10 protein-coding genes are annotated in these 11604 nt (G+C 35.7%); 6 read left to right on the forward strand and 4 right to left on the reverse strand.

Annotation, left to right across the window (positions count from 1 at the left end):
* Positions 1 to 551 precede the first annotated feature (551 nt).
* A complete protein-coding gene (locus tag IPJ53_14540; protein MBK7800317.1) occupies positions 552 to 953 on the reverse strand; it encodes a hypothetical protein in 402 nt (133 codons plus the stop codon).
* Positions 954 to 1241: 288 nt separating this feature from the next.
* Between IPJ53_14540 and IPJ53_14545 the strand changes: the two genes are divergently transcribed.
* From IPJ53_14545 to IPJ53_14555, 3 genes are all read left to right on the forward strand, one after another.
* Complete coding sequence (locus tag IPJ53_14545) at positions 1242 to 2435, forward strand: ATP-binding protein (protein MBK7800318.1); 1194 nt, start codon at positions 1242 to 1244, stop codon at positions 2433 to 2435.
* Between the two features lie 709 nt (positions 2436 to 3144).
* Positions 3145 to 3603 (forward strand): mobile mystery protein A, encoded by a 459-nt coding sequence (locus IPJ53_14550; protein MBK7800319.1) that lies wholly within the window; start codon positions 3145 to 3147, stop codon positions 3601 to 3603.
* The gene (locus tag IPJ53_14555; GenBank protein MBK7800320.1) at positions 3594 to 4190 is read left to right on the forward strand and encodes a mobile mystery protein B; all 597 of its coding nucleotides are present in this window, start codon (positions 3594 to 3596) and stop codon (positions 4188 to 4190) included. Before IPJ53_14550 ends, IPJ53_14555 begins: the two co-directional genes overlap by 10 nt.
* A 170-nt stretch (positions 4191 to 4360) precedes the next feature.
* Here the strand turns inward: IPJ53_14555 and IPJ53_14560 are convergent, their stop codons facing one another.
* The 3 genes from IPJ53_14560 to IPJ53_14570 are packed head-to-tail and all read right to left on the reverse strand — an operon-like array spanning position 4361 to position 7375.
* Entirely contained in the window at positions 4361 to 5035 is a 675-nt protein-coding gene (locus IPJ53_14560) for an ABC transporter ATP-binding protein (GenBank protein MBK7800321.1), read from the reverse strand.
* A 1-nt stretch (position 5036) separates the two neighbouring features.
* Entirely contained in the window at positions 5037 to 6296 is a 1260-nt protein-coding gene (locus tag IPJ53_14565) for an ABC transporter permease (protein ID MBK7800322.1), read from the reverse strand.
* Entirely contained in the window at positions 6293 to 7375 is a 1083-nt protein-coding gene (locus IPJ53_14570; protein ID MBK7800323.1) for an efflux RND transporter periplasmic adaptor subunit, read from the reverse strand. Before IPJ53_14570 ends, IPJ53_14565 begins: the two co-directional genes overlap by 4 nt.
* A 691-nt stretch (positions 7376 to 8066) precedes the next feature.
* Between IPJ53_14570 and IPJ53_14575 the strand changes: the two genes are divergently transcribed.
* The 3 genes from IPJ53_14575 to IPJ53_14585 all read left to right on the forward strand — a co-directional run bounded on the left by IPJ53_14575 (position 8067) and on the right by IPJ53_14585 (position 11584).
* Positions 8067 to 8246 (forward strand): glycine zipper family protein, encoded by a 180-nt coding sequence (locus IPJ53_14575; GenBank protein MBK7800324.1) that lies wholly within the window; start codon positions 8067 to 8069, stop codon positions 8244 to 8246.
* An 87-nt stretch (positions 8247 to 8333) separates the two neighbouring features.
* Positions 8334 to 9101, forward strand: a complete 768-nt coding sequence (locus IPJ53_14580; GenBank protein ID MBK7800325.1) for a slipin family protein — start codon at positions 8334 to 8336, stop codon at positions 9099 to 9101.
* A gap of 359 nt (positions 9102 to 9460) precedes the next feature.
* A complete protein-coding gene (locus tag IPJ53_14585; GenBank protein ID MBK7800326.1) occupies positions 9461 to 11584 on the forward strand; it encodes a hypothetical protein in 2124 nt (707 codons plus the stop codon).
* Positions 11585 to 11604 lie beyond the last annotated feature (20 nt).

Raw genomic sequence — 11604 nt, forward strand, 5'->3', positions numbered from 1 at the left:
TATTTTTGTACTGTTAACAAATTATTTTGAACAAAAATATCCATTATTGTACGAAATCAGATAATTTGTCTGGTTACCCCTAATTGCATTGTTATAAAATATATAAAAAAAATTAGAATTATAATCTGATAAATATAGTATTGAACTTATTCCGTATATGAGCCAGAAGAAATATGATTAGGCAGCTAAAATATGAACTTTAATTCCGAAAACTTGCTTAATTAACATCAGGGGGTGTCAGTTTCGGGGTAGGTGAATAGAACATACATAAGATAACCAACATAAAAGATATAAATTACATAATTATGAAAGAAATAATTAATTCTTCCTTAGCAAGTCTAGTAATTTTAAGATGTCCGTCATGACATTAAGCGGCTGCTTCTCAAGCCGCCATATTTCAAAATTAAGAATGCCCGATGTTTCTCAAGCGGATACTATTAGGGGGTTTAACAGTTTTGAACAAGCAGATTTCATTCAGATGGAAGGGTTATTAAATACGGCAAAAGACAGAATAATTTGAATTCTATTAAATCGAAATACAAAATATTAAATTAATCTAAACTGGTTTTATAAAAATCACTTGATAGATTTTTAAAATCCTCCTCTCTGGTTTGCTCTCCTAATGGTCGCTTACAAATTAAAATTACGTCATTGTGTATTAAAATCCCATAGCTAGGGATATTGACTTGTGCTCCTTTTGGAACTACAGTTTTTATTTTTTTTAATGCAATTTCAAATTGTTCTTCAATCTTGTTATCAAGTTCAACAAATTCTTCTTTCTTTTTTTCAAGGTTTGAATATTCATCAAAATCTTTTGATATGGTAAATGTTTTACTTAACCGTGTATTAATTTGGTGTTTTATTAAGGAAAGGTCCCCCCTATTTTGATTAAGCTTTCTTCTTAAATTACCAATTTCTTCTAAAATTTGTTGTAACTCTTGTATTTGGTCCATGATTAAATTTTAATACATTAACCTTAAACTTAATTTATAAGTTCTACTAAATAGGTATAAAATTCAATTAAATGGATTATTTTGTACTCCATTTGTACCTTTTTATTATAAAGTATTGATTTTCAATATAAATTACTTTCTGTATCGGAAAGTAGTATAATATATTGATAATCTATGTATCTATAGATATTAAAATTTATAATTGCACAACCTAATGTGCATATTAATACTATTATTGCATTTCTAAATGTGCATATATTTATTACTTTTGCATAAATAAATGTGCAAATGAATGTACTACTTGAGCAATCCGAATATTTACTAAGCAATACCACGCTAGATTTTAAGCGCTTTCTGTTTAATGAAATCAAGTGGAACAATCGCTTAGTTGGAATTAAGGGAGCCAGAGGAACAGGTAAAACTACATTATTATTACAATGGTTGAAGCAACAAGATTTACCGGTAACAAAAGCGGCCTATTTTTCTTTAGATGATCTCTATTTTACGAATAACAGTTTAAAAGAAACGGTTGCTCAGTTTCATAAACTGGGTGGTAAAATTCTTGTATTGGATGAAGTACACAAATACAAAAACTGGTCAACCGAAATAAAAAATATCTATGACATTTACACAGGGATAAAAATAATTTTCACCGGCTCATCAATCATTGACATCAGCAGACAACAAGGCGATTTGAGCAGAAGGGCTATTATATATGAGTTGCCAGGTTTATCTTACCGTGAATTTCTTTCATTAAAATACAATTTACAGCTACCTGTATTTTCTTTGAATGAGATCTTGAAAGATGCTTCTACTTTAAAGAAACAGCTGCCCATTTCTTTTCGTCCATTAGAATATTTTAATGAGTATTTACAAACAGGTTATTATCCGTTTATGATGGAGGATAAAGAAACGGTTCATCAAAAAATAAATCAGTTAATCAGGACGATTGTTGAATATGACATGGCAGAGTTGAAAGACTTTGATATACGCAATGCAAAAAAAATACTGCAATTAATGTATGTGATTGCACAGCAGGTACCTTTTAAACCCAATCTTGTTGCGTTGGCAGAAAAAACAAGCATACACAGAAACTCACTTAATAATTACCTTCATTATTTGGAACAGGCAAAATTGATTTCTTTATTGCAGCCGGCAGGGAAAAGCGTAGCAAGCTTACAGAAGCCGGAAAAGATATATTTAAACAATACAAACCTATTATATGCTTTGGCTGAAAAGCAAGTAGATAAAGGCAATTTACGCGAAACTTTTTTCTTGTCACAATTAAATGCAGTGCATAAAATGGCCATGCCAAAGCAGGGGGACTTTTTCGTTGACAATAAATATACTTTTGAAGTAGGAGGTAAGGATAAATCAAAAAAACAGATTGCAGGTATAAAAAATGCATGGGTGGTTAAGGATGATTTGGAATTTCCTGTTGGAAATAATTTGCCTTTGTGGATGTTTGGGTGCTTATATTAATGGAATAGCATCAATCCAAAATCGGACTGCTTATTCAAGGATAAAAAACTATAAATTTTACACTCGTTCTGCAAACAGGAGTAACTTTTGCCCTTGTTATTTTTAGCTGATTTTAATGAATCCTTACTTTTTATTCTTGTTTCCCATTTGTGAACCACCTCTTAAAACCTTTGCCGGAAAGGGTTTAATGGTTTGTATCGGAAAGTAATCTAAACAAAAGCAAATTAATACCTCCTAATGTTACAAGATTAAGGAAGTTCAAAGATGTAGTTTTAAAAGCTAAATACATTCCATAGGCAGATGCAAAATATTGAAAGTAAAATTTATGATCTCCGGGGTCAAAAAATAATGTTGGATTTTGACTTAGTCAACTGCAGGTTTTTTGAGGCTTTGACCCAGGGGTTCACCCGAAAAGAAACCACCGAAATCGGTACAAAATTCTAGCTTTCTGCCCGTACGGTGGACAATTTGCTGAAAACCGCCACGGCGTTTCCCTTACCAGGATTAAATCCGGGTATTACCAGAGAAGGTAAAAAAAGCATTACATTGCTATTAATCAGTTGTTTACAATATTATTTTAAGTCATTTTGTAAATCTGTAGCTTTACAAAATGAGAACTATAGTAAAGTTATTACTTTACTATATACTTGTATTTGTCAAGTATTAGCTTTACTTTTGTGCTGGGAAAGTCAATATATAACTTTACTTTATGGGCAAGAAATCACTTCAATTGCAACAGCTTAACAGCAAAATGCTGGGCTATGCCACGCTAAAGCAAGTAGCGGTACCGCCTACCGGTTGGATAAAAGCCATCCGCAACGCCATAGGTATGTCTATGCAGCAATTAGGCAACAAACTATCTGTTTCCAAGCAAGGAATACTGGATATAGAAAAGCGGGAAAAAGAAGGGTCCATCACCATCAGGTCGCTGAAAGAAATAGCCCGGGTATTGGATATGCAATTGGTATATGGCTTTGTTCCAAATGACGGATCATTGGACGCATTAATTGAAAAGCGGGCCAAAGAACTGGCCACCAAAATTGTGTTGCGTACCTCCAATACCATGAAATTGGAAGACCAGGGTAATACCAACAAGCGCATTGAAAAGGCCATCAAAGAAAGAGCCGAAGAAATTAAAAACGAAATGCCTAAAATTTTATGGGATTAGATTTTGACTCCATAGATGGACAAACCCCCATAGAAGAAGAAGAGAAAGAAGGCCTTCTTATTCCTACCATTGCCACCCGTGGCGAGTTAGACGAGTTTGAGCAGCAGAATATTGAACAGGCAGTACAATGGACACTAGGGCGTGCCTTTAAGCCGGAGCTGATTTTTACTGAAGAATTTATCCGCACGGTGCATAAACGAATGTATGCCGATGTGTGGGCATGGGCAGGTGAGTTCCGGAAAACCAATAAGAACATTGGCGTTGATATATGGCAAATACCATCCAACCTTAAATACTTGTTGGATGATGCTCAGTATTGGTACGAAAACAATACCTACCCACCCGATGAAATGGCTGTAAGATTCAAGCACCGCCTGGTAAGTATTCATTGCTTTCCAAACGGCAATGGAAGGCATAGTCGATTAATGGCCGATATTATCATCGAAAAACTATACAAGCAGCCTGTTTTTAGTTGGGGTGCTGCCAAGCTTTCCAGCGAAGGAGATAGCCGTAAAGCCTATCTCAAAGCTGTTAAAATTGCCGATCAAGGCGATTACAGTTTGCTGCTGGCGTTTGCCAGATCATAAAGTATCGCAACCATCCATTTTTATACAATGATTTGAAAAAGAGATAAACTTACCTTATTACTTATCATAATAAATTGTACCCTATTTGTACCTTGAAAAGTAGTCTGGCATATTGTCACAAAATTATGATCTGAAATTAATGAACATGCACAAAAGCCAATTGATAAAATTCAAATAATTTTACCATCCTCCATTTGAATAATCCGATGAGTGCGTTTTGCAAATTCGTAATCATGGGTGACAATCAGAAGTGATTGGTTAAAAAGAGCGCTTAACTCCTGAAATATTTCGAAAACAATCTCACTGTTTTTTTTATCCAAATTACCGGTTGGTTCATCGCCCATGATGATCACAGGATCATTGATAAGCGCGCGTGCAATGGCCACTCGCTGCTTCTGTCCGCCCGACAACTGATTGGGTCTTTTCAATGCTTCATTTTCAATACCCAGTACTTTAAGTTTTTCATAAGCCCGATGTTCCACTTCCTTTTCTGAATGCAAACCCAATTTAAGTCCAGGCAACATTACATTTTGGAGTACCGAAAACTCGTTTAGCAAATAATGAAATTGGAAAATAAACCCAATTTTTTCGTTCCTCACTCTTGCCAGCTCTCCTTCTTTTTTATTGCGCATGAGGGTGCCATCTATCATCAACTCTCCTTCGTAATCGGTGTCCATGGTAGAAAGAATATACAGCAGCGTCGACTTACCGCAGCCCGATTTACCGATGATCGAAACAAACTCAGCTTTATCAATTTCAAAAGTGATGTCCTTCAACACTTGTACTGAGAATGGATCATGAAAATATTTTGAAATATTCCGAGTCTGCAATATTGGTGAAGCCATGTTATTTACCTCTAATTATAATGACAGGATCTATTTTGCTGGCTTTTCGAGAAGGGAAGTAACCTGCGAAATAGGTGGTCAGCAGAGAAAATATTGCACCTATCGCATAAAACTTTGGGTCATAATCTATAGGATAAGTTTTTACTGCGGGTAGTGAAGCTGTATTAAAAGGAATTAAATCAATGAGCGCAGACAATCCCAATCCAAAAAACAAACCAAATAATCCACCTACGATTCCAATTGTTGAGGCGATGGTAGTGAAAATAAGTTTTACATCTTTACCGGAAAATCCTGTTGCTTTTAAAATAGCAATGGAATCCATCTTCTCATAAATCATCATGTTCAGAATATTGTAAATACCAAAGCCGGCCACAATCAGCAAAGTGATTCCCACAGCATAAGAAATGAGTGTCCTAACAAAACTCCCTGTTTCAAATTGTGCATTGGCTGTTTGAATATCTACAGCGTCTAATTCAAATAATTTTTCATACTCCTTTGCAACGGCAGGAGCAGACATAATATCTTTGATCTTTATCTGAATATCCGTAACAAAATTTGAAGACTCCCCAAGCATTTTTTGTGTAGTCTTCATCGAACAATAACTTTGTGCATTGTCAAACTCCCGAATGCCGGATTGAAAATTGCCCACTACCTTTAATTGAACCTGTTCACCTCTTGAAGTGGTCACTTGAATCATATCTCCAATTTGAACCAACATTTTGTCTGCCACGCCTTTTCCTAAAATGATGCTGTTCGGTATATTTTTAAGATCCATATAATCACCGGACACCACGTAATCCTTAAATAAAAATAATTTATTCTCCTCTTCCACATCAATGCCACTGATGATTCCGGTAAGATCTACTAAACCCACATTGTAAAAAACCTGTGCCGTAATTTTAGGGGCCACCCCAATAACGCGATCATCCTTATTTAATGCAGCTATGGTAGCTCCGCTGTTGTATATTTCTGCCCGCTTTTTTTTGGGCTTTATGGAACTGATGAAATTATAAAACCCTTTAAATGAAACAGACTTATCAATTGGCTGCTGGTCTGACGGTTTAATCTCATTGAATAAAAGTATATGTGGCGTTCTGTTAAGTATCAGCCCATCCAGCAATGTGTTTAGTCCGGACATAAAACTAAGCAGGGCAATAAACATGGTAATGCTGAAGGTAACCCCAATGGCAGCAACCATGGTTTGTCTCCATCTTGCCATCAATAAGGAAAGAGAAATTCTGGCTATAAGTTTATACTTCATTCCGGAGGTTCTAATAATTCATCTTCAGGGGAAACGCCTGACAGTATTTCGACTTTTTGATAATCCTTTAATCCTATTTTTACTATTACTTTTTCTCCATTGCTTTTAATTACCATCGAATCGTTCACCAAATATTTCCTTGGAATCAGCATTGCTTTATCCTTGGAAGAAATTACGATGTTTGCCTCAAAAGAAATATTGGGATACAATATTTCAGGACGCTCCATAAATTCAGCCTCTACCAAAAATGTTTTGCTGCGTTCATTCATTATAGGGTTTATTTTGGTAACCTTCGCTTCAAAAATCTTTCCTCTATAACTGTCCAAGGTTAAATGCACACGAAGATCTTTACGAATTTTAATAATATCAAATTCATCCACTTCCATTTCCAATATAAAACTACCCGCATCGCCGATCACGCATATTGGTGTTTGTGGTCCAACAATCTCTCCCAAATTTTTGGAAATGCTGTAAACCATTCCATCAATCTCACTCCGCAAGATGTATTCACTTTTGAGGCTGTTCGATATGAGCAGATTTTTCTTGGCCTGAGAAGAATTAAAAGTCAACTGACGCTTGAGATCGTTGTATCTTAAAATGGAAGAAAGGTAAGAAGTTCTGGAATTCTGATAAGCGAGTTCCTTCTGTTCTAATTCTGCCTTTGACCCAATCTCCTGCTGCCACAGAGATTTTTGTCTGAAATAAAGGAGGGAGTCATTTTTCATTTTGTTGAATGAAAAGTCAATCAACATTTTGGCTTCGCTTAATTTGCCCTGATTGGCCTGTATATCTGTAAAGGAAGCATTGAGTTCTGCATTTTCCCTATTCAATCGTTGAATTTCACTGGAGATCGACAAAATAGGTGTCCCTTTCTTTACAGTATCCCCTTCTGAAACATATAATTTATTTATAACCCCACTGACCGTGGCAAACGCCTGATACTGATTTTTACTTCTCACGACCCCTGATGCATAGATAGATTCAGTGACCGCTCCTACAGTAGGCCTTACTTTTTGTACTTTACGATCGCAGGCAAGAATGAAAATTGCAATAAAAAAAAATGCTAAGAATCCCCTCATCAAACAAAGATCCAATAAATAAGAGATTCGGAGTATGATATCTGTCATTTAAATTTCTGATATCCATCAATTTATGCAATAATGTAACAATTCTTAAATTCACGAAAGACCAATTATAATCTGATGAGCATTTCATAACAGGTGGTGGATACAAAAAAAAATACTTGTCTAAACTTTAGCGGCAGAAATAGCTTTTAGGCTTTAAACTAAAAGATATTGCATCAGCAAATTCCTTAAAGATTTTTTATGGACTAAAAAATTCAATTGAAGACTAACCTATTTAATTATTTGAAAGGAAAATACATTCCCTTGATAGGATCCAGTGAATACTCAAAAAGAATTGTAAAGCACTTGCACTTTTTAAAATTTCAACAGCCATGGCATTTTCCTGGTTAGAAGCCAGACTGTTCATGAAAGATTTAATCTTTAAATTTCAATCGTCAGTAAATTAATTGCAGTCTACCCGGAGAACAATTTACACCATTTATGCATTCGTTAGCCCGATGTTTCAGAAATAAGTTACTTTTGAATATAAATAAATTTCTTCCCTGCTGTTCCGTGCCTAAAATTCGTGAAATAATTGGCAAATCATGTCACCTATTTGAAAATTAACATTGAATTCATCACAGAAAAGGAACCGATCCAATTTGTTAACAATTTATATAATAAAGTTGAATTAAAAAAAATGAATATGCCAGAAAGTAAAAAAAGAAATGCAGGGAATGGAATTGGCCTTGGAGTTGCACTTGGAGTTGTATTTGGGGTCGTGTATGGCTCTAAGTATGGAAACCTTTCTAAAAGCATGGCAATTGGTCTTGCCATGGGTGCAGCAATCGGGGCCATTTTTGACTTTGCAGGCAAGGAAAAATAAATTTTAGGATACAAAGTTCTGGAATCCTCCAATCGTTGGTATAAAAAAAATTAAGAATTTAAATAATCAGTATAAATCCAGATAGACATGACATTCATAACCATCATCGGAATTACCATTGTATTCCTTTTATCAGGACTGCGCATAGCCTTCGAATTCCAACGAGGTGTAATTTTTAGACTCGGCCGCTTTTTGACCATAAAAGGTCCAGGGCTTTATTGGATTATTCCACTCGTTGACAGACAAGTAAAGGTTGATATCAGAACTAAAACAGTTGACCTTGAGCAACAAGAAACCATCACAAAAGATAGTGTGACTATAAAAGTAAATGCAGTTTTATGGTTTAAAATCACCAACCCTGAAGATGCCATCATAAAAGTTGCAGATTATAACAAAGCTGTGTACCAATTTTCAGTAACTGCTCTTCGAAATATAATTGGCCAGCATTCTCTGGACGAAGTGTTAAGAGAAAGAGAGGAGATCAATGGAACGCTCCAAAAAATTGTTGATTCGACCACGGAGCCCTGGGGTATTAAAATTGAAATGGTCGAAATGAAAGATGTAGAAATACCCGAAGCTATGCAAAGGGCGATGGCAAGGGAAGCCGAGGCCATCCGAGAAAAACGAGCCCGCATAGTAAAAGCCGAAGCAGAACTAGAAGCCTCCATTAAACTCACTCAAGGAGCCAAAGAAATGGAAGGGAGTCCAATAGCGCTGGAATTAAGAAGGATGCAAATGTTATCTGAAATTGGGATTGACAACAACACCACTACTATTGTGCTTGTACCTTCTGACTTCACCAATGCTGCTAAAAGTTTTAGTGAACTGGCAAATAGAAACAAAGCTGCCTTGTAATATTTACACTTCTAAACAGAATGGCACTTAAAAATGAGTCCCCCAGTAAATATTGAAAAATATTGATTATTGAAGGAATATAATTCTTTAAAAAAAACCAGGACACTCAACAATAAATAATTGGGTTTTATACAAATAAAAAACCAGACCTCTTGTGGTAAGATGCTGCTTTTATGTCTTATTTAAGAGAAAATAAAATATTTTTTTCAACATCAAGATCCTTGCAAAAGATGCTATTCTATTTAGAATTTTAGTTAAGACAATTTAGTTCACTTCAATTCTTACCAAAATTAAAATTAGCAGGATTGGACAAGTGGTAAAACCTCCAACCATCCTACTTTTGCATCAAAGTAAAAATTATGAAAAACAGATTGTTTGCAATAATTATATGGACTCTTTTTTTGTTAACCAGCTCAAATGCTTTGAGATCACAAAGCCAGCATTTATGCGGACAACATGCGGTCACTTCCAATTGGTTTGAAAAAAATCCTGACTTAAAAATCAATTATGAGCGAACAGCACAAAATATTCAAAGATCCCTTCACTCAAAAATAAATGGAAACCAGGATCAACCAACTGAAGAAATCATTACCATTCCGGTAGTTTTTCACATTCTACATCTGGGAGGTCCTGAGAATATAAGTGACGAACAAATATTTGATCAAATAAGAATTTTGAATCGCGATTACCAGAAACTTAATGCGGATACTTCGCAGGTAGTATCTGCATTCAAAAACAAGATTGCCAAAGTTGGATTTAAATTTGTGCTGGCAGGGATAGACCCTGAAGGAAATTGCACCAATGGAATCGTGAGGCATTACAGCAGTAAAAATTTCTGGAATGCCGATAGTCTTCAAGATTTTACTTTTACCTGGCCACCAGAAAGATACTTAAACTTCTACATTGTTAAATCCATAAACCTTGCACCCGCCTATACTTTTTTACCTGGAATCGGCATTCCCAATCATGCGGATGCTGTGGTATGTGAATCCTGGTTGGTAGGTAGTATCGGCACGGCCACTCCGGCCAATTCAAGAGTACTGACACATGAGGTAGGACATTGGTTTGGTTTGCCACACATTTGGGGTGTAAGCAATGCTCCAGGAGTAGCTTGCGGAGATGACTTCGTGGATGATACGCCTGTTACAAAAGGATTTGTAAGTTGCAATATCAATAACGCTGCGGTATGTGATCCAAACTTTGAGGAAAATGTTCAAAATTATATGGATTATGCACCTTGCAAACTTATGTTTACCAATGGGCAGTCAGACTATATGCATGAGACCATTGAATTGGGCTTGAACAAGAGAGATCAGTTGGTGAGTATGACTAATTTAAATTCAACAGGCGTACTTGGCAATCCGCCCTGCAGAAATAAAGCAGATTTTGTAGCTTCTTACACAGCAGTTTGCAAAGGAGAGAGCATTGCATTTTCCAATCAGAGTCAGACTGGGGCAGACAGTGTACAACTTACATGGTTTATAGAAGGAGGAATTCCTTCTGTTGCAAGTGATCCTGTCATTGAGATCAGATTTCCGGATACCGGAATATTTGAAATCAAACTGTTGGTTACAAGTACTCAAACCATTGACAGTATATCAAAATTTATTAGGGTAACGGATGGAGAGAAGGGCTTACCTGCTCCACAAATGTACTCTTTTGAGGATGGAAGATTGCCTGATGAATTCAAAACTTATAATTTTGAATCCTCCGGTATTCAATGGGAGGTACTAAAAACGACCGGCGCTGTGAATACCCAGTCATGTGTATTCTTAAATCATGCCAATGGGATTAATTCAGATCATAGATCGTATCTTGAAACCCCCTATTATGATTTATCAAAAAACAATAAACCGAGTATGTCCTTTTATTATTCCTATGCTAAAAAGTATCCCAATCAAGCTGATTCATTCAGATTGGAATATACCTTGGACTGTGGTAAATCGTGGAATATATTTCAAGGTTTGCACAGCACTCAGATCATGTCCAATCTAACTGGGGGGATAGTAGCCTCCGCCTTTTACCCAAAAACATCAAAGGATTGGAGAAAACTTAACCTTACAAATTCTTTTGAACAAATTTTCAAAAACCAGCCAAGCGTAAAATTCAGGTTTTATTTTAAAAGTGACCCAAGAGCAAATGGCTCCAACAATATTTTTATTGATGAGATCAACATTAGTGATGAATCCATTACAGGTGTAACCAATAATAAAGATGAACCCGCCATTCAAATTTACCCCAACCCATCGAATTCCCTCGTTATCATTGATATAAAAAGTGATGACTTAGGTGAATCTGAAATAGAAATTGGAAATCTTACGAACTTTTCCACAGAAATAATAAAACCAGTCTACACTTACGAAGGGAAAACCAGATTTATCCTGAATACAATGGGACATATGCAACCTGGGATTTATTTCTTACGAATCAAGAAAGAAGGTTACACAGAAATTATAAGAAAAATAGTGTTGCTAGAAAAATAAATTTAAAATCAATAAAAAAT

Origin of the sequence: Candidatus Vicinibacter affinis, from assembly GCA_016714365.1 — a bacterium.
In the GTDB taxonomy this organism is placed as follows: Bacteria; Bacteroidota; Bacteroidia; order Chitinophagales; family Saprospiraceae; genus Vicinibacter; species Vicinibacter affinis.

Coding starts and splice junctions, on each gene's coding strand:
- IPJ53_14570 (MBK7800323.1), bottom strand. CDS start 7,375: ATGAGGGGATTCTTAGCATTTTTTTTTATTGCAATTTTCATTCTTGCC.
- IPJ53_14555 (MBK7800320.1), top strand. CDS start 3,594: ATGGGATTAGATTTTGACTCCATAGATGGACAAACCCCCATAGAAGAA.
- IPJ53_14560 (MBK7800321.1), bottom strand. CDS start 5,035: ATGGCTTCACCAATATTGCAGACTCGGAATATTTCAAAATATTTTCAT.
- IPJ53_14585 (MBK7800326.1), top strand. CDS start 9,461: ATGAAAAACAGATTGTTTGCAATAATTATATGGACTCTTTTTTTGTTA.
- IPJ53_14550 (MBK7800319.1), top strand. CDS start 3,145: ATGGGCAAGAAATCACTTCAATTGCAACAGCTTAACAGCAAAATGCTG.
- IPJ53_14545 (MBK7800318.1), top strand. CDS start 1,242: ATGAATGTACTACTTGAGCAATCCGAATATTTACTAAGCAATACCACG.
- IPJ53_14580 (MBK7800325.1), top strand. CDS start 8,334: ATGACATTCATAACCATCATCGGAATTACCATTGTATTCCTTTTATCA.
- IPJ53_14575 (MBK7800324.1), top strand. CDS start 8,067: ATGCCAGAAAGTAAAAAAAGAAATGCAGGGAATGGAATTGGCCTTGGA.
- IPJ53_14540 (MBK7800317.1), bottom strand. CDS start 953: ATGGACCAAATACAAGAGTTACAACAAATTTTAGAAGAAATTGGTAAT.
- IPJ53_14565 (MBK7800322.1), bottom strand. CDS start 6,296: ATGAAGTATAAACTTATAGCCAGAATTTCTCTTTCCTTATTGATGGCA.